General features: G+C 54.0%; 24 protein-coding genes. 21 read left to right on the top strand and 3 right to left on the bottom strand.

Going from position 1 to position 19822, the window contains the following annotated elements; all coding sequences use genetic code 11:
• Positions 1 to 194: 194 nt before the first annotated feature.
• A complete protein-coding gene (gene pocR / locus OGX81_RS18180) occupies positions 195 to 1106 on the bottom strand; it encodes a transcriptional regulator PocR (protein WP_012131773.1) in 912 nt (303 codons plus the stop codon).
• Positions 1107 to 1311: 205 nt separating this feature from the next.
• Positions 1312 to 2121, bottom strand: a complete 810-nt coding sequence (gene pduF / locus OGX81_RS18175; RefSeq protein ID WP_047462725.1) for a propanediol diffusion facilitator PduF — start codon at positions 2119 to 2121, stop codon at positions 1312 to 1314.
• A gap of 523 nt (positions 2122 to 2644) precedes the next feature.
• Between pduF and pduA the strand changes: the two genes are divergently transcribed.
• From pduA to OGX81_RS18070, 21 genes are all read left to right on the top strand, one after another.
• Entirely contained in the window at positions 2645 to 2929 is a 285-nt protein-coding gene (gene pduA, locus OGX81_RS18170; protein ID WP_001183618.1) for a propanediol utilization microcompartment protein PduA, read from the top strand.
• Positions 2926 to 3738 carry a propanediol utilization microcompartment protein PduB gene (gene pduB / locus OGX81_RS18165; protein ID WP_012131771.1) on the top strand — a complete coding sequence of 271 codons (813 nt, stop codon included), beginning with the start codon at positions 2926 to 2928 and terminating at the stop codon, positions 3736 to 3738. The genes pduA and pduB overlap by 4 nt, the downstream gene beginning before the upstream one ends.
• Positions 3739 to 3756: 18 nt before the next feature.
• On the top strand, positions 3757 to 5421 hold the full coding sequence (gene pduC / locus OGX81_RS18160; protein WP_047462720.1) for a propanediol dehydratase large subunit PduC: 1665 nt from the start codon (positions 3757 to 3759) through the stop codon (positions 5419 to 5421).
• 10 nt (positions 5422 to 5431) lie between these two features.
• The gene (gene pduD / locus OGX81_RS18155; RefSeq protein ID WP_012131769.1) at positions 5432 to 6106 is read left to right on the top strand and encodes a propanediol dehydratase medium subunit PduD; all 675 of its coding nucleotides are present in this window, start codon (positions 5432 to 5434) and stop codon (positions 6104 to 6106) included.
• A 14-nt stretch (positions 6107 to 6120) separates the two neighbouring features.
• The gene (gene pduE / locus OGX81_RS18150) at positions 6121 to 6639 is read left to right on the top strand and encodes a propanediol dehydratase small subunit PduE (RefSeq protein WP_012131768.1); all 519 of its coding nucleotides are present in this window, start codon (positions 6121 to 6123) and stop codon (positions 6637 to 6639) included.
• Between the two features lie 15 nt (positions 6640 to 6654).
• Positions 6655 to 8487 (top strand): diol dehydratase reactivase subunit alpha, encoded by a 1833-nt coding sequence (locus tag OGX81_RS18145; protein ID WP_104868488.1) that lies wholly within the window; start codon positions 6655 to 6657, stop codon positions 8485 to 8487.
• The gene (locus OGX81_RS18140) at positions 8477 to 8827 is read left to right on the top strand and encodes a glycerol dehydratase reactivase beta/small subunit family protein (protein WP_012131766.1); all 351 of its coding nucleotides are present in this window, start codon (positions 8477 to 8479) and stop codon (positions 8825 to 8827) included. Before OGX81_RS18145 ends, OGX81_RS18140 begins: the two co-directional genes overlap by 11 nt.
• A gap of 19 nt (positions 8828 to 8846) precedes the next feature.
• Positions 8847 to 9122 (top strand): propanediol utilization microcompartment protein PduJ, encoded by a 276-nt coding sequence (gene pduJ / locus OGX81_RS18135; RefSeq protein ID WP_004853788.1) that lies wholly within the window; start codon positions 8847 to 8849, stop codon positions 9120 to 9122.
• A gap of 24 nt (positions 9123 to 9146) precedes the next feature.
• Positions 9147 to 9611, top strand: coding sequence for a BMC domain-containing protein (locus OGX81_RS18130; RefSeq protein ID WP_104868487.1), 465 nt, complete (start codon positions 9147 to 9149; stop codon positions 9609 to 9611).
• An 11-nt stretch (positions 9612 to 9622) separates the two neighbouring features.
• Positions 9623 to 10255, top strand: coding sequence for a phosphate propanoyltransferase (locus tag OGX81_RS18125; RefSeq protein WP_012131764.1), 633 nt, complete (start codon positions 9623 to 9625; stop codon positions 10253 to 10255).
• Positions 10252 to 10743: a microcompartment protein PduM gene (gene pduM / locus OGX81_RS18120; protein WP_049009195.1), complete on the top strand. Its 492-nt coding sequence runs from the start codon at positions 10252 to 10254 to the stop codon at positions 10741 to 10743. The genes OGX81_RS18125 and pduM overlap by 4 nt, the downstream gene beginning before the upstream one ends.
• A 3-nt stretch (positions 10744 to 10746) precedes the next feature.
• Complete coding sequence (locus OGX81_RS18115; protein WP_047462697.1) at positions 10747 to 11022, top strand: EutN/CcmL family microcompartment protein; 276 nt, start codon at positions 10747 to 10749, stop codon at positions 11020 to 11022.
• Between the two features lie 10 nt (positions 11023 to 11032).
• Positions 11033 to 12040 (top strand): two-domain cob(I)yrinic acid a,c-diamide adenosyltransferase PduO, encoded by a 1008-nt coding sequence (gene pduO / locus OGX81_RS18110; RefSeq protein WP_286487626.1) that lies wholly within the window; start codon positions 11033 to 11035, stop codon positions 12038 to 12040.
• Positions 12037 to 13422, top strand: coding sequence for a CoA-acylating propionaldehyde dehydrogenase PduP (gene pduP / locus OGX81_RS18105; RefSeq protein ID WP_049009199.1), 1386 nt, complete (start codon positions 12037 to 12039; stop codon positions 13420 to 13422). Before pduO ends, pduP begins: the two co-directional genes overlap by 4 nt.
• Positions 13423 to 13432: 10 nt before the next feature.
• Positions 13433 to 14545, top strand: a complete 1113-nt coding sequence (locus tag OGX81_RS18100; protein ID WP_012131759.1) for a 1-propanol dehydrogenase PduQ — start codon at positions 13433 to 13435, stop codon at positions 14543 to 14545.
• Positions 14542 to 15897 carry a 4Fe-4S dicluster domain-containing protein gene (locus OGX81_RS18095; RefSeq protein WP_049009202.1) on the top strand — a complete coding sequence of 452 codons (1356 nt, stop codon included), beginning with the start codon at positions 14542 to 14544 and terminating at the stop codon, positions 15895 to 15897. Before OGX81_RS18100 ends, OGX81_RS18095 begins: the two co-directional genes overlap by 4 nt.
• 2 nt (positions 15898 to 15899) lie before the next feature.
• On the top strand, positions 15900 to 16454 hold the full coding sequence (gene pduT / locus OGX81_RS18090) for a propanediol utilization microcompartment protein PduT (RefSeq protein ID WP_012131757.1): 555 nt from the start codon (positions 15900 to 15902) through the stop codon (positions 16452 to 16454).
• Positions 16454 to 16804, top strand: coding sequence for a propanediol utilization microcompartment protein PduU (gene pduU / locus OGX81_RS18085; RefSeq protein ID WP_024130207.1), 351 nt, complete (start codon positions 16454 to 16456; stop codon positions 16802 to 16804). The genes pduT and pduU overlap by 1 nt, the downstream gene beginning before the upstream one ends.
• 4 nt (positions 16805 to 16808) lie before the next feature.
• Complete coding sequence (pduV, locus tag OGX81_RS18080) at positions 16809 to 17261, top strand: EutP/PduV family microcompartment system protein (protein ID WP_012131755.1); 453 nt, start codon at positions 16809 to 16811, stop codon at positions 17259 to 17261.
• On the top strand, positions 17246 to 18460 hold the full coding sequence (locus OGX81_RS18075; RefSeq protein WP_104868486.1) for an acetate/propionate family kinase: 1215 nt from the start codon (positions 17246 to 17248) through the stop codon (positions 18458 to 18460). Before pduV ends, OGX81_RS18075 begins: the two co-directional genes overlap by 16 nt.
• A gap of 92 nt (positions 18461 to 18552) precedes the next feature.
• Positions 18553 to 19419, top strand: coding sequence for a GHMP family kinase ATP-binding protein (locus tag OGX81_RS18070; protein ID WP_049009208.1), 867 nt, complete (start codon positions 18553 to 18555; stop codon positions 19417 to 19419).
• A gap of 33 nt (positions 19420 to 19452) precedes the next feature.
• Here the strand turns inward: OGX81_RS18070 and OGX81_RS18065 are convergent, their stop codons facing one another.
• Complete coding sequence (locus OGX81_RS18065; protein WP_024130204.1) at positions 19453 to 19788, bottom strand: DUF496 family protein; 336 nt, start codon at positions 19786 to 19788, stop codon at positions 19453 to 19455.
• Between the last annotated feature and the right edge of the window lie 34 nt (positions 19789 to 19822).

Raw genomic sequence — 19822 nt, 5'->3', positions numbered from 1 at the left:
GCAAAAGAATAATGAAACCTATTCATAATGACACTGTATCTCATCACAAAAATAAAAACTGGCTCAGTTTATCCTTCAGATAACATTATTTTGTTGCGCTATGACAATTTATTGCTCTGCTATAGTTTTTTTCATTTTATAATGACTGACATACAATACGATATCAAAAATCGGCAATAGCAAAATATTGCTATTTATGCGGACTCGGCGGACGAATTATCATTTATTTGCTGACGGAAAGCCTGTGGCGTGATCTGGTAGGTCTGACGGAACACTTTGCAAAAATAACTGGTTTGAGAAAAGCCTAAATTACGTGCAATGCTGGCGATACTCCAGTCACTGTGACAAAGCAGCTCTCTGGCGCTGGCCATGCGCTGTTGGTTTACCCAGGCATTAAAACCGATTCCCTGATATTTCTTGAATAACTTACTAAAGTAGTACGGGCTGAGGTAGACGTGAGAAGCGACATCCTCAAGGCGAAGATCGTCCGATAAATGCGCATCAATGTAGCGTAACGCTTTCTTCATTTTGCTGTCGTGGGGATTGGGCCCACGTTGCGAACGAGCAGGTTCCGCTTGCGGCGGATTGTCTTTAATAACAACAAAATTAAGTTGTTTTTTAAGGCAATTTTCCACAATCAGCTTCAGCAGATCCGCAGAGGCTATCACCCGCGCGTAGTCCATTTCGGGGACGTTTCGGAACTCATTCAACAGTTCAGGATCGGCCTGCCAGCGATCATCGACATTAAGAATATCAACCAGTCCGACATCATCGCTTAAACGTACCTGACCGCATAACACAAACCCCACCAGATGACCGGCAATCACCAAAGGAATGGAGAAATCGGTTAGCCCGGCATGGCAACGATAAATACAGGGCTGATCTGATTTTGACGCTTCCAGCCCCCCGCAGCGATCGCTCATACGGCAACGAATACTGTGTTGAGGATGTTGACGCATTAGCTGACAAAAAGGCGTGAAATTGAATAACTCAGAAATTTCATCACCGTGAATATTGACAACCACGACCGCCAGACTGGTGGCTTGTGCAAAATCCTGTGCGATTTTATTAATGAGTTCTGAGTTCAGGGCACTCGCAGAAATCATGATAAAACCCCTCAGTTAATTTATTGTTGCAAATGGAACATTTATTTCACATTTACCTTTCATCATCACCATACTGTATTAGTGATAAAAAAGTATAAGGGACAATAACAAAAGTCTCCCATCCGTGGGAGACGTTTTGACCAGTTCGTGAAACCAGATCACGAAATGATTTTACGTGTTTCAAAAATACATACGTCCCGTCGTGTTAACGTCCATTTTCCTCCAGCTTACAGGCATTGCACGGTAAATTTTTACCAATCAGGTAGCGATAAACCGCAGCTCCGGCGCAAGCTCCGACAATCGGCGCAATAATCGGCACAATAAAATAAGGAATATCGCGCCCCCCGGTCATGGCAATGTCTCCCCAACCGGCAAACCACGCGAATAATTTTGGACCAAAATCACGCGCCGGATTCATCGCAAACCCCGTAAGCGGCCCGGTAGACGCCCCGATAACGGCAACCAAAATACCGATAAGCAAAGGCGCCAGCGGCCCTTTAGGAACCCCATTGCCATCATCGGTCAGCGCCATGATCATCCCCATCAGAATCGAGGTAATGACCACTTCGACCAGCGCCGCCTGCCATACGCTCAGCGCGGCTGCCGGGTAGGTACTGAAAATACTGGCAAGTTGCAGACTCTCCACGCTGCCGCGCACCATATGGTTCGCCGCTTCAAACTCGGTAAATAAGCTACCGTAGAGCAGATAGGCCAACAGCGCGCCGCCGAACGCTCCGGCAACCTGAGCGATGGAATAAGGCAAGACCTTTCGCCCAGGGAAACAGGCAAACAACCACAGCGCAATGGTAATCGCCGGGTTCAGGTGCGCGCCCGATATCCCGGCCGTGAGATAAACGGCAAGCGAGATCCCAAGCCCCCAAATGATGCAGATCTCCCATAGCCCCAGACTCGCACCCGCAACCTTTAATGCACTCAGGCAACCGATACCAAAGAACAAAAACAGCCCGGTGCCCAAAAACTCGGCAATACATTGTGCTTTTAGTGAATCGTTCATTGTGACACCTTCTAAGCAGAGTTCGTGTCTTTACCAGCACAACGCCGTACTGGCAGTAGAGTACAACGAGCATCACTATAAAAAGCGGCACCTGTAAATTGTTGGCAATCTGCCGTTAACCTGCCCCGAAAAATCGTGTTGCTATAGCAAAATATTGCTCTCTGTTTATTCTCCAGGGCAATAATGGAGCGTACTCTAACGAATAAAATGCCAGATTAGGGATAATAAAAAATTGCGATCACCAGATATTCGTTTTCAAACAAATATCACAATTCCATTTTTCGCGTAGCAAAAGTTATTTATTTTGTCACCCTGTAAAATGTAAAAATGGAATAGCGAAAACGAAATAATCATATCAAAAACAACACATCAAACCTTTAGATTCAACGGGTTATAAAAAATCACAGCAATTTAGTGCTATTGACCACCCATTATTTTTTCATTCTCTTTTTAAAGTCAGCCATTCTTTTTCCTCGCTTCTTTTTATAGTCATCAACATCGGGACAACCCAGGCGAGGTCTTTATGCAACAAGAAGCATTAGGAATGGTAGAAACCAAAGGCTTAACCGCAGCCATAGAGGCCGCAGACGCAATGGTGAAGTCAGCCAATGTGATGTTAGTCGGCTACGAAAAAATTGGCTCCGGGCTGGTAACGGTCATCGTTCGCGGTGACGTTGGCGCAGTAAAAGCGGCAACCGATGCGGGCGCCGCTGCCGCACGCAACGTGGGAGAAGTGAAAGCCGTACACGTTATTCCACGCCCTCATACCGATGTAGAAAAAATCTTACCGAAGGGAATTAGCCAATGAGCAGCAATGAACTGGTGGAACAGATCATGGCGCAGGTGATTGCCCGTGTGGCAACGCCAGAACAAACGGCCATTCCTGAAGAAACCCACCCAATACGAGAGACGGCTATGGCAGAGAAAAGTTGCAGTTTAACGGAATTTGTCGGCACCGCGATTGGCGACACCGTCGGTCTGGTGATCGCAAATGTGGACAGTGCCTTACTGGAAGCGATGAAGCTGGAAAAGCGCTACCGCTCCATCGGAATCCTTGGCGCGCGAACTGGCGCAGGCCCGCACATTATGGCCGCCGATGAAGCAGTAAAAGCGACCAATACCGAAGTGGTCAGCATTGAGCTTCCCCGCGATACCAAAGGCGGCGCAGGCCACGGTTCGCTGATTATTTTAGGCGGCAACGATGTTTCGGACGTGAAGCGCGGCATTGAAGTTGCGCTGAAAGAACTCGACCGGACGTTCGGCGACGTATACGCCAATGAAGCCGGACATATCGAGCTGCAATACACCGCCCGCGCCAGCTATGCGCTTGAAAAAGCCTTTGGCGCGCCAATTGGCCGCGCCTGCGGCGTGATTGTCGGCGCCCCCGCCTCCGTTGGCGTACTGATGGCGGATACCGCGCTGAAATCCGCCAATGTTGAGGTCGTGGCTTACAGCTCTCCGGCACACGGCACCAGCTTCAGTAACGAAGCCATTCTGGTGATTTCCGGGGATTCCGGCGCGGTGCGTCAGGCGGTTATTTCAGCCCGTGAAATCGGCAAAACCGTTCTGTCCACCCTCGGCGCGACGCCGAAAAACGATCGTCCGTCCTACATCTGATATCCGTGAGGCTGATTCATGAGATCGAAAAGATTTGAAGCACTGGCGAAACGCCCTGTGAATCAGGATGGCTTCGTTAAGGAGTGGATCGAAGAAGGCTTCATTGCGATGGAAAGCCCGAACGACCCCAAACCGTCGATTAAAATCGTTAACGGCGCGGTTACCGAGCTGGACGGCAAAGCCGCCAGCGAATTTGACCTGATCGACCACTTTATCGCCCGTTACGGTATTAACCTGGCGCGCGCGGAAGAAGTGATGGCGATGGACTCGGTCAAACTCGCTAATATGCTGTGCGATCCAAACGTCAAACGCAGCGACATCGTTCCGCTCACCACGGCGATGACGCCAGCAAAAATCGTTGAAGTCGTCTCACACATGAACGTGGTAGAGATGATGATGGCGATGCAAAAAATGCGCGCCCGCCGCACGCCTTCTCAGCAGGCGCATGTCACCAACGTGAAAGACAACCCGGTTCAGATTGCCGCCGATGCCGCAGAAGGCGCGTGGCGTGGGTTTGATGAGCAAGAGACAACGGTTGCGGTCGCACGCTACGCCCCGTTCAATGCTATCGCTCTGCTGGTGGGTTCCCAGGTCGGTCGCCCAGGCGTATTAACGCAGTGTTCACTGGAAGAAGCCACCGAACTGAAGCTCGGTATGCTGGGCCACACCTGCTACGCCGAAACCATTTCCGTCTATGGTACTGAACCGGTCTTTACCGATGGCGACGATACCCCCTGGTCAAAAGGCTTCCTCGCCTCTTCCTATGCCTCTCGCGGCCTGAAAATGCGCTTTACCTCGGGGTCGGGTTCCGAAGTACAGATGGGCTATGCTGAAGGCAAATCAATGCTCTATCTGGAAGCCCGCTGTATCTATATCACCAAAGCCGCAGGCGTTCAGGGTCTACAGAACGGTTCTGTCAGCTGCATCGGCGTTCCTTCTGCCGTACCGTCAGGCATTCGCGCCGTACTGGCGGAAAACCTGATCTGCTCCGCGCTGGATCTGGAATGCGCCTCCAGTAACGACCAGACCTTCACCCACTCCGATATGCGTCGTACCGCGCGTCTGCTGATGCAGTTCCTGCCGGGTACTGACTTCATCTCCTCGGGTTATTCCGCCGTACCGAACTACGACAACATGTTTGCCGGTTCAAACGAAGATGCGGAGGACTTCGACGACTACAACGTTATCCAGCGTGACCTGAAAGTGGACGGTGGTCTGCGTCCGGTTCGCGAAGAAGACGTTATCGCCATCCGTAACAAAGCCGCGCGCGCGCTGCAAGCCGTGTTTGCCGGAATGGGGCTGCCGCCGATTACCGATGAAGAGGTTGAAGCCGCAACCTACGCTCACGGCTCGAAAGATATGCCTGAACGTAACATCGTCGAAGACATCAAGTTCGCGCAAGAGATCATCAACAAAAACCGTAACGGTCTGGAAGTGGTGAAAGCCCTTGCAAAAGGCGGTTTCACCGACGTCGCGCAAGACATGCTCAACATCCAGAAAGCCAAATTAACCGGAGACTATCTGCATACCTCCGCCATTATCGTCGGCGACGGGCAGGTGCTCTCTGCGGTGAATGACGTCAACGATTATGCCGGTCCGGCAACAGGTTATCGCCTGCAAGGCGAACGCTGGGAAGAGATTAAAAACATCCCTGGCGCACTCGATCCCAACGAACTTGGCTAAGGGGTGAAAAATGGAAATTAATGAAAAGCTGCTGCGCCAGATAATCGAAGACGTGCTTTCTGAAATGCAAACCAGCGATAAGCCCGTCTCCTTTCGCGCACCGACAGCATCAACTTCGCCGCAAGCCGCAGCACCGCAAGACGACGGTTTTCTGACGGAAATTGGCGAGGCCAGACAAGGTACGCAGCAGGATGAAGTGATCATTGCCGTGGGCCCGGCATTTGGCCTGTCGCAGACCGTGAATATCGTCGGCTTGCCGCACAAAAATATCCTGCGTGAAGTGATCGCCGGTATTGAAGAAGAAGGCATTAAAGCCCGCGTGATCCGCTGCTTTAAATCCTCTGACGTGGCGTTCGTCGCCGTTGAAGGCAACCGCCTCAGCGGCTCCGGCATTTCAATCGGTATTCAGTCAAAAGGCACTACCGTTATTCATCAGCAAGGGCTGCCGCCGCTCTCCAATCTGGAGTTATTCCCTCAGGCGCCGCTGCTGACGCTGGAAACGTATCGTCAGATTGGCAAGAACGCCGCGCGCTATGCGAAGCGTGAGTCACCACAACCGGTTCCGACCTTAAATGACCAAATGGCGCGCCCGAAGTACCAGGCGAAATCCGCCATTCTGCACATTAAAGAGACGAAGTATGTCGTGACGGGCAAAAACCCGCAGGAACTGCGCGTGGCGCTTTAACAAAGGATACCTCCATGAATACCGACGCAATTGAATCGATGGTTCGGGACGTGTTGAGCCGCATGAACAGCTTGCAGGGCAACGCACCTGCTCCAGCCGCAGCAAGCGCATCAACGCATACCGCAAAAGTGACGGATTATCCGCTGGCGAATAAACATCCAGAATGGGTAAAAACCGCCACCAATAAAACGCTGGATGAATTCACGCTGGAAAACGTCCTCAGCGACAAAGTGACCGCACAGGATATGCGTATCACGCCGGATACGCTGCGCATTCAGGCGGCTATCGCCAGAGATGCCGGACGTGACCGCCTGGCGATGAACTTTGAGCGCGCAGCGGAACTGACCGCCGTACCGGACGATCGAATCCTTGAAATTTACAACGCCCTGCGTCCATACCGTTCGACGAAAGAAGAGCTGATGGCTATCGCAGACGATCTGGAAAATCGCTATCAGGCGAAGATTTGCGCAGCTTTCGTGCGTGAAGCGGCAACGTTATACGTCGAGCGTAAAAAACTCAAAGGTGACGATTAATTTTAGGGAAATACGATGCGATACATAGCTGGCATTGATATTGGCAACTCATCAACAGAAGTCGCGCTGGCGCGGCTGGATGAGGCTGGCGCACTGACCATTACCGGCAGCGCGCTGGCAGAAACCACCGGAATTAAAGGCACATTACGAAATGTGTTTGGTATTCAGGAGGCGCTTACGCTTGCGGCAAAAAACGCAGGCATCAATGTCAGCGATATTTCGCTTATCCGCATCAACGAAGCCACACCGGTCATTGGCGATGTCGCGATGGAAACCATCACGGAAACCATCATTACCGAGTCCACAATGATCGGCCATAACCCTAAAACCCCAGGCGGGGTCGGTCTGGGTGTGGGAGTGACCATTACGCCGCAAGAGTTATTAACCCGCCCGGCGGATACGCCTTATATCCTGGTCGTGTCATCGGCGTTCGATTTCGCCGATGTCGCCACCATGATTAACGCCTCCGTACGTGCCGGATATCAACTCACCGGCGTCATTTTGCAGCAAGATGACGGCGTCCTGGTCAGCAACCGTCTGGAACAGCCTTTACCGATCATCGATGAAGTGCTCTATATCGACCGGATTCCGCTGGGCATGCTGGCCGCTATTGAGGTTGCCGTACCAGGGAAAGTGATTGAAACGCTCTCTAACCCTTACGGTATTGCCACGGTTTTCGGCCTTAATGCCGAAGAAACTAAAAATATCGTCCCTATGGCGCGCGCGCTGATTGGCAATCGCTCCGCCGTCGTCGTGAAAACGCCGTCAGGGGATGTCAAAGCGCGCGCCATTCCCGCCGGGAATCTGGAACTGCTTTCTCAGGGACGCACGCTCCGTGTAGATGTTGCCGCCGGTGCTGAAGCCATCATGAAAGCGGTGGGCGAATGCCGCAAGCTGGACAACGTGACCGGCGAAGCAGGCACCAATATTGGCGGCATGCTGGAACATGTACGCCAGACCATGGCGGAACTGACCAATAAGCCCAGCAACGAGATCTTCATTCAGGATTTGCTGGCTGTCGATACTTCCGTTCCGGTGAGCGTTACCGGCGGGCTGGCTGGCGAATTTTCTCTGGAGCAGGCCGTGGGCATCGCCTCAATGGTGAAATCCGACCGTCTGCAAATGGCGATGATCGCCCGCGAAATCAAACAGAAGCTGAGTGTTGACGTTCAGGTTGGCGGTGCTGAGGCTGAAGCGGCGATTTTAGGCGCGTTGACGACTCCCGGCACCACGCGTCCGCTGGCGATTCTCGATTTGGGCGCAGGTTCGACAGATGCCTCCATCATCAATCCCAAAGGAGAGATCATTGCCACCCACCTCGCAGGGGCTGGCGATATGGTCACGATGATTATTGCCCGTGAGCTGGGTCTGGATGACCGCTATCTGGCAGAAGAGATTAAAAAGTATCCGCTCGCGAAGGTGGAAAGCCTTTTTCATCTGCGTCACGAAGATGGCAGCGTCCAGTTTTTCCCCACCCCGCTGCCGCCAGCCGTATTTGCCCGCGTATGTGTGGTGAAGCCCGATGAACTGGTTCCATTACCCGGCGATTTAGCGCTGGAAAAAGTACGCGCCATTCGCCGCAGCGCCAAAGAGCGGGTTTTCGTCACTAACGCCCTGCGCGCGCTGCGCCAGGTCAGCCCGACCGGCAACATTCGTGACATTCCTTTTGTCGTGCTGGTTGGCGGATCGTCTCTGGATTTCGAGATCCCGCAACTCGTCACCGATGCGCTGGCGCACTATCGCCTGGTGGCCGGTCGCGGAAACATTCGCGGCACAGAAGGCCCGAGAAATGCGGTCGCGACCGGGCTGATTCTCTCCTGGCATAAGGAGTTCGCGCATGGACAGTAACGCCAGTGCCCCGGCTATCGTTATTTCGACCATCAATGACGGTATCACGGTCTGGAAAGAGGTGCTTCTCGGTATTGAAGAAGAAGGTATCCCCTTTGTTATCCAGACGCAGACTGACGGTGACGTGACCCATTGCGCCTGGCAGGCGGCGCGTCGGTCTCCGCTACTCGTCGGCATAGCCTGCGACAAAGAAAAGCTGGTTGTGCATTACAAGAATTTACCCGCATCAGCGCCGCTTTTTACGCTGATGTATCACCAGGACAGCCATGCCCGGCGAAGTGCTGGTAACAACGCGGCAAGGTTAGTCAAAGGGATCCCCTTTCGGGATCTGAATACCTAAGCAACAGGAGAATCGCAGTATGAACAACGCACTGGGACTGGTTGAAACAAAAGGGTTAGTCGGCGCTATCGAAGCCGCTGACGCCATGGTGAAGTCCGCCAACGTGCAACTGGTGGGCTATGAAAAAATCGGCTCCGGCCTGGTCACCGTTATGGTTCGCGGTGATGTTGGCGCGGTTAAAGCGGCAGTCGATGCGGGAAGCGCCGCAGCAAGCGCCGTGGGCGAGGTGAAATCTTGCCACGTCATTCCACGTCCGCACAGCGACGTTGAGGCCATTTTACCCAAGTCAGCCTAAACGGCCGCAACCAAGGAGCACAGCGTGAAGCAATCACTGGGATTACTTGAAGTTAGTGGTCTGGCATTAGCCATCAGTTGCGCGGATGTCATGGCGAAAGCCGCTTCCATCACGCTGGTGGGGCTTGAGAGAACTAATGGTTCCGGCTGGACGGTGATCAAAATCACCGGTGATGTGGCCTCCGTGCAGTCCGCCATCATCACCGGTGCCAGTTTTGCCGATCAACAGCAGGGGCTGATCGCCCATAAAGTTATCGCCAGGCCTGGGGAGGGGATTCTTTCCCGCGCGAAGGTTATTCCGCCCGCGCCCATGCCAGCCCCGGAACCTGAAACAGAACCTGAATCTGAACCTGACGTCGTGGTTGTAGAAGAGTCAGCACCGGAAGCAGAACCCGAAGCCGGAATGGTCAGTTGCAATCTCTGTCTTGACCCTGCCTGTAAACGGCAAAAAGGCGAGCCCCGGTCACTCTGCCTGCATTCAGGTAAGTGAGGTAAAGCGTAATGGATAAACAGCTTCTGGAAACAACTGTCAGCAAAGTGCTGGATGAAATGCGTGAGCGCCCTATTCCTCTGGGTGTTTCCAACCGTCATATCCATCTTAGCGCTGAAGACTATGCCCGGCTTTTCCCTGGTCAGCCAATCAGCGAGAAAAAAGCGCTGCTCCAGCCTGGGCAATATGCGGCCGACCAGACCGTCACGCTTATTGGCCCTAAAGGTCAGTTAAAGAATGTGCGCCTGCTCGGCCCCCTTCGCCGTACCAGCCAGGTTGAGATTTCCCGCACCGATGCCAGAACATTGGGCATCGCTGCGCCGCTGCGCATGTCGGGAGACCTTAAAGGAACGCCAGGCATTCGTCTTGTCAGCCCCTTCGCCGAGCTGGATCTCGCATCCGGCGTGATTGTCGCCCAACGCCACATTCATATGTCGCCGCTTGATGCGTTGATATTTCGCGTTGCGCATGGCGATAAAGTTTCTGTCGCTATTGAAGGCAATGCGCGCAGGCTAATTTTCGACAACGTCGCGATTCGTGTCTCTGCGGATATGCGTCTTGAAATGCACATCGACACAGACGAAGCCAATGCCGCAGGCGCCGACAGCCCGGACGCGTTTGCCACTCTGGTTACACCGCGATGAACGGCGAGATGTTGCAGCGCATTATTGAGGAGGTCATTTCCCGCTTGCAGCGTCGGGCGGAAAGCACGGCCACGCTCAGTATTTCGCAACTGCGGGAGGCCGATTCCCGCGCGCTGTTTTGTCAGTATGCGGCGCTGCATATTGTGCAGGCGGACCTGCCTTCGCTGACGTATATCGCAGAGCAGGATGCTGACGACCCTGTAGCGAAGAAAATCCATGACGCACTGGCATCAGGTATTCGTCTACAGATATCCCTGCACCATCGCCTGTTGCCGTCGCTGCCGGTGAAAAAGCTGGCGCGTCTGCCCATCAGGCTGGTCGATGAACGAGGGCAAACAATCTGCCTGCATCCGACCACTCTTTTGAGTTACGCCGACGTCGCCCTACTCGCGGGGCAATTACTGGTGCTGCGTCGTCGCTGCGTCGTCACCGCTCTGGCCCATGAAGCCGCCAGCGCGCGGAATATTCAACTTATTAAGCAGGAGTGAACCATGCATCTGGCACGAGTCACAGGCGCGGTGGTATCCACGCAAAAATCGCCCTCTCTGGTTGGGAAAAAACTTTTGCTGGTACGTCGGGTAAGTGCCGATGGAGAGCTTCCCGACCCGCCCATTACCGGAGATGAGGTTGCCGTCGATTCCGTCGGCGCTGGCGTGGGTGAACTGGTTTTACTCAGCAGCGGCTCCAGCGCCAGACATGTTTTTTCCAGCCCGAACGAGGCCATCGACCTGGCCATTGTCGGCATCGTAGACACGCTTTCTCATTAAGGAGCGGATGATGGCGATTTATACCCGAACAGGAGATACCGGCACTACGGCCTTATTTACCGGCCAACGGGTCAGTAAAACGCATCCACGCGTCGAAACCTACGGCACGCTGGATGAACTCAATGCAGCGCTAAGTTTATGCGTTTGCGCCACAACCTGCGCGCAACACCGCACGTTGCTCGAATCTATTCAGATGCAGATATTCTGGTTTAGCGCCGAACTCGCCAGCGAAAGCGAGCAGCCGTCGCCGGAGCAGCGCTATATCAGCGCGGAAGATATTGCCGCGCTTGAAGCGGCTATTGATACCGCGATGGGACGCGTTACGCCTTTACACAGTTTTATTTTACCTGGCCGTTGCGAAGCCGCAAATCGCCTGCACTTTGCCCGCACGCTTGCCCGCCGGGCTGAAAGACGTCTGGTCGAGCTGTCGGCAACCGCCAGCGTCAGGCACGTCCTGATGCGCTACATCAACCGCTTATCTGATTGCTTGTATGCGCTGGCGCGCGCCGAAGATCATGACGCTCATCAGAGCAACATCATTCGGGAGGTCACTGAGCGCTACCTGGCCTCAAACCCGGCCTCTGTCGTCAAGGAGCCCTCTATGGCCCTCTCTTTTCACGAGCTTCATCAGTTAACTCGTTCAGCGGTGGCGCGGGCGGAGGCGCTTCAGGTTCCTGTGGTCGTCAGCATTGTGGATGCCAATGGCACCGAAACCGTGACCTGGCGTATGCCGGACGCTCTGCTGGTGAGCAGTGAACTGGCGCCGAAAAAAGCCTGGACCGCCGTCGCTATGAAAACAGCCACCCACGAACTGGCTTGCGCCGTTCAGCCGGGCGCTTCGCTCTACGGTCTGGAAAGCCATATGCAGGGGAAAGTCGTCACTTTTGGCGGCGGATTCGCGTTATGGCGTGATGGTCTGCTCATTGGGGGTCTTGGCATCAGCGGCGGGAGCGTTGAACAGGACATGGATATTGCACAAGCCGCCATTGCGGCAATTAACGTGAGAACACATCAATGAATACTTCTGAGCTGGAAACCCTCATCCGTAATATTTTAAGCGAACAGTTGGCGCCTGCGCAGGCCGAAACGCAAGGACACGGTATTTTTCAGTCCGTCGGTGAAGCGATAGACGCGGCGCATCAGGCTTTCTTACGTTATCAGCAGTGTCCGCTCAAAACGCGCAGCGCCATTATCAGCGCCCTGCGCCAGGAGCTTACGCCGCATCTTGCCACGCTGGCGGCGGAGAGCGCAGCGGAAACGGGGATGGGAAACAAAGAAGATAAATTCCTTAAAAACAAAGCCGCGCTGGATAACACGCCAGGCATTGAGGATTTGACAACCACGGCCCTCACCGGCGATGGCGGCATGGTGCTGTTTGAATATTCACCGTTCGGCGTCATTGGTTCCGTCGCGCCCAGCACCAACCCTACCGAAACCATTATTAACAACAGCATCAGTATGCTGGCTGCGGGCAACAGCGTTTATTTCAGCCCGCATCCTGGCGCGAAAAACGTCTCACTCAAATTGATCGGCATGATCGAAGATATCGCTTTCCGCTGCTGCGGCATCCGCAATCTGGTCGTCACTGTCGCAGAACCGACTTTTGAGGCAACCCAGCAAATGATGGCGCATCCCAATATTGCGGTGCTGGCTATTACTGGCGGCCCCGGCATTGTTGCGATGGGAATGAAAAGCGGTAAAAAGGTCATTGGCGCCGGGGCGGGCAATCCGCCCTGTATCGTTGATGAGACCGCCGATATCGTCAAAGCGGCCGAAGATATCATCAACGGCGCAGCGTTCGATTACAACCTGCCCTGTATCGCAGAAAAAAGTCTGATTGTCGTAGAGAGCGTCGCTGAGCTCCTGGTTCAGCAAATGCAGGCTTTCGGCGCATTGCTGTTAAACGCTGCGGATATCGATAAATTACGCGCCGTCTGCCTCCCGGAAGGTCACGCGAATAAAAAACTGGTCGGGAAAAGCCCGACCGCCATGCTGGAAGCCGCCGGTATTGCCGTTCCCGCAAAACCGCCGCGTTTGCTTATCGGTATCGTCAGTGCCGACGATCCGTGGGTAACCAGCGAACAGTTGATGCCAATGCTACCCGTCGTGAAGGTCGATAATTTCGACAGCGCGCTGGCACTGGCGCTAAACGTTGAAGAAGGTCTGCACCATACCGCCATTATGCACTCGCAGAATGTCTCTCGCCTGAATCTGGCGGCGCGCACCTTACAGACCTCTATTTTTGTGAAAAACGGCCCTTCCTATGCCGGTATCGGCGTTGGCGGCGAAGGGTTTACCACCTTTACCATCGCCACCCCGACCGGCGAAGGGACAACCTCAGCACGCACATTTGCCCGTTCCCGTCGCTGCGTACTGACCAACGGCTTTTCAATTCGCTAATGAGGTCGTTATGAATACGTTTTCACTACCAACCCGATTGTACAGTGGCAGAGGAAGTCTGGATGTGCTGACGCGTTTTACAAACCGTCATATCTGGATTATCTGTGATGGATTTCTGGCGCAATCACCGCTGATCAATACGCTGCGCGACGCCCTTCCAACGGATAATCGCATCAGCATATTCAGCGACATCACCCCGGACCCTACCATCGGTACGGTAGTGCAAGGTATTGCGCAGATGCATGCCCTGCGACCGGATGTAGTCATCGGCTTTGGCGGGGGATCGGCGCTCGACGCGGCAAAAGCCATCGTCTGGTTCAGCCGTCAGTTCGGCATCGAAATTGAAACCTGTGTTGCAATTCCCACCACCAGTGGCACCGGTTCCGAAGTCACCAGCGCATGCGTCATTAGCGATCCAGAAAAGGGCATTAAATATCCGTTATTTAATAAAGCGTTGTATCCAGATATGGCTATTCTCGACCCGACGCTGGTTGTCACCGTTCCGGCAAATATTACCGCCAACACGGGGATGGACGTCCTGACGCATGCGCTTGAAGCGTATGTGTCTCCGCATGCCAGCGACTTCACTGACGCGCTGGCGGAAAAAGCCGCGCAAATCGTCTTTCAGTATCTGCCCGTTGCGGTCAGGAAAGGGGATTGTCTGGCTACCCGTGGGAAGATGCACAACGCCTCAACGCTGGCGGGAATGGCGTTTAGCCAAGCTGGACTGGGGCTGAACCATGCTATTGCCCATCAGTTAGGCGGCCAGTTTCATCTGCCGCACGGGCTTGCCAATGCGCTGCTGCTGACATCGGTCATCCGCTTTAACGCCCACGATCCCCGGGCGGCAAAACGATACGCAAGACTCGCTAAAGCCTGTCAACTCTGCCCCGCCAGCGCAAACGAGACGTCATGCCTCAATGCGCTGATTCATCAGATTGAGCAGCTCAAAACGCAGTGTGCAATTCCTTCATTCGCCCAGGCGCTTAAAGAGGGACGACAGGCGTATTCACAACGAATCCCGGTCATGGTTCAGGCGGCGCTGGCTGATGTGACGTTAAGAACCAACCCGCGTACCGCCGATGCCAGCGCGATCCGGGAACTTCTTGAGGCGTTGTCATGAATACCGTCAGCGCCATTGAACAGGATAGCTATGATGCGCAAACCATACGCGATCGAGTACGTGCTGCGGGCGTGGTTGGCGCCGGGGGTGCGGGTTTCCCCGCCCATGTCAAACTACAGGCGCAGGTTGAGATCTTTTTGGTTAATGCTGCTGAATGTGAACCGATGCTCAAGGTTGATCAGCAATTAATGGCGCAGCAGCCCGCGCGTCTGATTCGCGGCGTGCAGTACGCCATGAAGGCAACCGGCGCACGCGAGGGGATTATTGCGTTAAAAGAAAAATACCACGATGCGATTGAGGCATTAACCCCCCTGCTACCTTCCAGTATCAGGCTGCATATTTTACCGGATGTCTACCCGGCCGGGGACGAAGTGCTGACCATCTGGATGGCGACAGGCCGACGCGTTCCGCCTGCGGCGTTACCGGTGAGCGTCGGCGTGGTGGTCAATAATGTTCAGACCGTACTGAATATCGCCCGTGCGGTAGAACAACAGTATCCCGTAACGCGCCGCACTCTTACCGTTAACGGCGCGGTTGCAAGGCCGCTGACCGTCACCGTCCCTGTCGGTATGTCTTTACGCGACGTTTTAGCGCTTGCAGGCGGCGCCACCGTTGATGACCCCGGATTGATTAACGGCGGCCCCATGATGGGAAGCCTGGTGACATCGCTGGATTCACCGGTGACAAAGACCACCGGCGGCCTGCTGGTGTTACCAAAAAACCATCCCTTGATTCAGCGGCGAATGCAGGATGAACGCACCGTTTTGTCTGTTGCAAAAACCGTTTGCGAGCAATGCCGGTTATGTACTGATTTATGCCCCAGGCATTTGATCGGCCATGAGTTATCTCCCCATTTGCTGGTACGCGCGGTGAACTATCAACAGGCCGCGACACCGCAACTCCTGCTTAGCGCGCTGACGTGTTCAGAATGCAATGTTTGCGAAAGCGTGGCATGCCCGGTGGGGATCTCCCCCATGCGCATTAACCGCATGCTGAAACGTGAGCTACGGGCGCAAAACCTCCGTTACGAAGGCCCGCTGAATCCCGCCGATGAAATGGCGAAATATCGGCTGGTGCCGATTAAACGATTAATTACCAAACTGGGGCTCAGCGACTGGTATCACGACGCGCCGCTAACGGACGTCGCCCCTTCAACAGACAAAACGACGCTGCTCTTGCGTCAGCATATTGGCGCCAGCGCCGTTCCCTGCGTGCAAAAAGGTGAACGCGTTGTCCGTGGACAGTGTGTCGCCGATATGCCATCTGGCGCGTTAGGCGCTCCCGTTCACGCCAGTATTGACGGCATTGTCAGCGACATTACTGAACACGCCATCACGGTTGTAAGAGGTTAACCATGTCTCAGGCTATAGGTATTTTAGAACTCACCAGCATCGCTAAAGGAATGGAAGCAGGCGATGCCATGCTGAAAAGCGCCAGCGTCAATTTACTGGTCAGTAAAACAATCTGTCCGGGTAAATTTTTACTGATGCTGGGCGGCGATGTCGGTGCGGTACAGCAGGCCATCGAAACGGGTACATCGCTGGCCGCAGACATGCTCGTGGATAGTCTGGTGCTACCGAATATTCATGCCAGCGTGCTGCCTGCGGTCAGCGGATTGAACAGCGTTGATCAACGTCAGGCCGTAGGGATCGTGGAAACCTGGAGCGTAGCAGCCTGTATCAGTGCCGCCGATCGCGCCGTTAAAGCCTCCAACGTGACGCTGGTGCGTGTCCATATGGCGTTCGGTATTGGCGGAAAATGTTACATGGTGGTGGCAGGCGATGTCTCCGATGTCAACAACGCCGTTACGGTAGCCAGTGAAAGCGCAGGCGAAAAAGGACTGCTGGTTTACCGCGCCGTGATCCCCCGTCCGCATGAAGCCATGTGGCGACAGATCGTGGAGGGATGATGGAAAAGCAACCGACAACGGAACGCATGATTCAGGAGTATGTTCCCGGGAAACAGGTGACGCTGGCGCATCTGATTGCTAACCCAGGCAAAGATCTCTTTAAAAAACTGGGTCTGCCGGATGCGGTGTCCGCTATTGGGATCCTGACCATTACGCCCAGCGAAGCCTCGATTATTGCCTGCGATATCGCCACCAAATCCGGCGCGGTCGAGATTGGTTTTCTTGACCGTTTCACCGGGGCCGTCGTGCTGACCGGCGATGTATCAGCCGTCGAGTATGCGTTAAATCAGGTGACCAGAACATTGGGAGAAATGATGTGTTTTACCGCCTGCCCAATTACCCGGACATAACGCCATGAAACGCATTATGTTAATCGGCCCCAGCCAGTGCGGGAAAACCTCTCTTACACAGAGTCTGAACGGCGAAGCGCTTCATTACCAGAAAACACAGGCTATTGTCTGGTCGCCCGGCACGATCGATACGCCAGGCGAATATCTGGAGAACCGCTGTCTGTATAGCGCGCTGCTGGCAAGCGCCTGTGAAGCCGACATTATCGCGCTGGTTCTTAATGCCGATGCGCCGTGGTCGCCCTTCTCCCCCGGTTTTACCGGCCCAATGAACAGACCCGTTATCGGGATCGTCACCAAATCTGATTTGGCGGATTCGTCACGTATCTCATGCGTGGAGAACTGGCTGATTCAAGCCGGTGCGCAGAAAATTTTTGTCACCAGCGCGCTGATGAAATCCGGGATTGATGAAATGTTTGTTTTTCTGAGTGCTAAGGAACCCTTATGTCTCACAAAATAATGGCGATTAACGCCGGTAGCTCATCGCTAAAATTCCAGTTGCTGGCAATGCCGCAGGGCGAAATGATCTGCCAGGGATTAATCGAACGTATCGGAATGGCGAACGCCAGAGTCACAATGAAAACATCCGCGCAAAAATGGCAGGAAACGGCCCCCATCGCCGATCACCGCGAAGCCGTTACCCTGCTGCTGGATAAGCTCCTCAGTCATCACATCATTAATACCTTACAGGATATTGACGGCGTGGGTCATCGCGTGGCGCACGGCGGAGAGTTCTTTAAGGATTCGGCGCGCGTGACCGATGAAACGCTCGCTCAAATTGAGCGTCTTGCCGAACTGGCCCCGTTGCATAACCCGGTTAACGCGCTCGGTATTCATATTTTTCGCCAGTTGTTACCCTCAACGCCTTCTGTAGCCGTATTCGATACCGCCTTTCATCAGACGCTGGACGAGTCGGCCTATATTTACCCTCTGCCCTGGCGTTATTACGCCGAGCTGGGTATTCGCCGCTATGGTTTTCACGGTACCAGCCATAAATATGTCAGCACGGCATTAGCTGAAAGACTGGGCGTCCCGCTCAGCGCCTTACGCGTTATTTGCTGCCATCTGGGTAATGGCAGCAGCATTTGCGCTATCAAAGGGGGGCAATCCGTCAATACATCAATGGGATTTACGCCGCAATCAGGCGTGATGATGGGAACCCGTAGCGGAGACATCGATCCCTCCATTCTGCCCTGGATTGCAGAACGTGAAGGGAAGACGCCCCAGCAGCTTAATTATTTATTAAACAATGAGTCGGGGCTGCTGGGCATTTCCGGCGTTTCGCATGATTACCGCGACGTTGAGCAGGCCGCCGATGGCGGAAATCGCCGGGCGGCGCTTGCGCTTACGCTATTCGCTGAGCGCATTCGCGCGACAATCGGCAGTTATATCATGCAAATGGGCGGTCTGGATGCGCTCATTTTTACCGGTGGAATCGGCGAAAACTCCGCCCGTGCCAGAGCGGCAGTCTGCCATAATCTGCATTTCCTGGGGCTGAGTATTGATGAGGGAAAAAACCTGCGCAATGCTACGTTTATTCAGGCAGAAAACGCAGTGGTGAAAGTGGCGGTCATTAATACCAATGAAGAGCTTATGATCGCGCAAGATGTGATGCGGATTGCGTTAAGTGACAAGGTCACATTTGACGTTTCCGCCTGATTTTGCCCGACTGCAACTTGCGGAAAATCATGGTAATAGCGCAATCGCCGTGACACTATGCGCCGAGGATTGCTGACCAGAAAGGTGAAAACGTGGCTGTTGCGCAATGTCCCGCGTCATGCGGAGAACTTATCCAGGGCTGGATTCTGGGCAGTGAGAAACTGGTCTCCTGCCCTGTCGAATGGTACAGCACCGTGGAAGTAAGCTCGGGCGCTCCCCTTGCGGATGAACGCCCCCTTTCACGCGCAATGGTCAATCGGCTACTGGAATACTGGCGCTACCCTGCGCAGTGGAGCCAGGAGATTCGGATCGCAGTGCATTCCACCATTCCCGTCGCCAAAGGGATGGCCAGCAGTACCGCAGATATCGCGGCAACGGCAGTCGCAACCGCACACCATCTGGGGCATACGCTAGATGAACCCACGCTTGCACATCTGTGTGTTTCGCTTGAACCCACCGACAGCACCATTTTCCGTCAACTGACGCTTTTCGATCACAATGACGCCTCTACGCAAATGGCTTGTGAAGCGCAGCCACAGCTTGATCTTTTAGTCCTCGAAAGCCCAATAACGTTGCGCACGGCAGATTATCACCGCATCCCCCGACTGGAACGTCTGCATGCGGGGGCAGCGATGTTGCAGCAGGCATGGGAGAGAGTGCAGGAAGCCTGCATAACGCAAAACCCTCGTCGGATGGGGGAAGCCGCCACGCTCAGCGCTATCGCCAGCCAACAACTGTTACCAAAGCCAGGCTTTGATGCCCTGCTGGCGCTGGTGGAAACATGTGATTTATACGGTCTGAATGTGGCGCACAGCGGAAGCGTTGTCGGGCTGATGCTGGACAGGCAGCGCCATGACGTTGACCATATTAAGTGGGAACTCGCACAACGAAAACTGACGGAACACTGGCCCGATCAGCATTTGCTGAAGATGGTCACTGGCGGGGTTGAATTGCAGTGAGGAACACGCGGCGTTCCCCACTGCCACAGGCTGTTACTCTGCTTTTGCGTCGCCGTTTTTCATTTCGCCCATCGCTTTCAGCTTTTTAGAAATGTCGCGGCGTTCTTTAGAAATTTCTGCGTTTTTGATGATGTAATCATCAACGCGGTCCTCATAGTCGCTCTTCATGCTGGCGATGATGCCCTGGATCGCTTCAACGCTCATACCTGGCTTGATGTAATCGCTCAGGTTGTCCAGCAGCAGAACACGCTTCTGGTTGTCACGGATCTTTTTCTCAACGTCCTGGATTTCACGTTGCAGTTTGTTCTTACGGCGGAACAGACGAACAAATTCCAGTACGTCCTGGAAAGAAGGCTTGTTGGTTTCCATTTTTACACCCCTGATAATGTGAGATTCGGATTCG

Origin of the sequence: Citrobacter sp. CK206, assembly GCF_030333125.1 — a bacterium.
Taxonomy (GTDB): Bacteria; Pseudomonadota; Gammaproteobacteria; order Enterobacterales; family Enterobacteriaceae; genus Citrobacter_B; species Citrobacter_B koseri.
Note: the sequence above shows the minus strand (reverse complement) of the source record. Positions and strands in the feature narration are given on the sequence as shown.

Bases quoted from the DNA above. Each gene is read 5' to 3' on its own strand.
- OGX81_RS18140 (WP_012131766.1), top strand. From the start codon at position 8,477: ATGGACAGTAACGCCAGTGCCCCGGCTATCGTTATTTCGACCATCAAT.
- pduE (WP_012131768.1), top strand. From the start codon at position 6,121: ATGAATACCGACGCAATTGAATCGATGGTTCGGGACGTGTTGAGCCGC.
- pduF (WP_047462725.1), bottom strand. From the start codon at position 2,121: ATGAACGATTCACTAAAAGCACAATGTATTGCCGAGTTTTTGGGCACC.
- OGX81_RS18100 (WP_012131759.1), top strand. From the start codon at position 13,433: ATGAATACGTTTTCACTACCAACCCGATTGTACAGTGGCAGAGGAAGT.
- OGX81_RS18125 (WP_012131764.1), top strand. From the start codon at position 9,623: ATGGATAAACAGCTTCTGGAAACAACTGTCAGCAAAGTGCTGGATGAA.
- OGX81_RS18145 (WP_104868488.1), top strand. From the start codon at position 6,655: ATGCGATACATAGCTGGCATTGATATTGGCAACTCATCAACAGAAGTC.
- pduA (WP_001183618.1), top strand. From the start codon at position 2,645: ATGCAACAAGAAGCATTAGGAATGGTAGAAACCAAAGGCTTAACCGCA.
- pduT (WP_012131757.1), top strand. From the start codon at position 15,900: ATGTCTCAGGCTATAGGTATTTTAGAACTCACCAGCATCGCTAAAGGA.
- OGX81_RS18065 (WP_024130204.1), bottom strand. From the start codon at position 19,788: ATGGAAACCAACAAGCCTTCTTTCCAGGACGTACTGGAATTTGTTCGT.
- pduC (WP_047462720.1), top strand. From the start codon at position 3,757: ATGAGATCGAAAAGATTTGAAGCACTGGCGAAACGCCCTGTGAATCAG.
- pduB (WP_012131771.1), top strand. From the start codon at position 2,926: ATGAGCAGCAATGAACTGGTGGAACAGATCATGGCGCAGGTGATTGCC.
- OGX81_RS18115 (WP_047462697.1), top strand. From the start codon at position 10,747: ATGCATCTGGCACGAGTCACAGGCGCGGTGGTATCCACGCAAAAATCG.
- pduU (WP_024130207.1), top strand. From the start codon at position 16,454: ATGGAAAAGCAACCGACAACGGAACGCATGATTCAGGAGTATGTTCCC.
- pocR (WP_012131773.1), bottom strand. From the start codon at position 1,106: ATGATTTCTGCGAGTGCCCTGAACTCAGAACTCATTAATAAAATCGCA.
- pduJ (WP_004853788.1), top strand. From the start codon at position 8,847: ATGAACAACGCACTGGGACTGGTTGAAACAAAAGGGTTAGTCGGCGCT.
- pduM (WP_049009195.1), top strand. From the start codon at position 10,252: ATGAACGGCGAGATGTTGCAGCGCATTATTGAGGAGGTCATTTCCCGC.
- OGX81_RS18095 (WP_049009202.1), top strand. From the start codon at position 14,542: ATGAATACCGTCAGCGCCATTGAACAGGATAGCTATGATGCGCAAACC.
- pduD (WP_012131769.1), top strand. From the start codon at position 5,432: ATGGAAATTAATGAAAAGCTGCTGCGCCAGATAATCGAAGACGTGCTT.
- pduV (WP_012131755.1), top strand. From the start codon at position 16,809: ATGAAACGCATTATGTTAATCGGCCCCAGCCAGTGCGGGAAAACCTCT.
- OGX81_RS18075 (WP_104868486.1), top strand. From the start codon at position 17,246: ATGTCTCACAAAATAATGGCGATTAACGCCGGTAGCTCATCGCTAAAA.
- pduP (WP_049009199.1), top strand. From the start codon at position 12,037: ATGAATACTTCTGAGCTGGAAACCCTCATCCGTAATATTTTAAGCGAA.
- pduO (WP_286487626.1), top strand. From the start codon at position 11,033: ATGGCGATTTATACCCGAACAGGAGATACCGGCACTACGGCCTTATTT.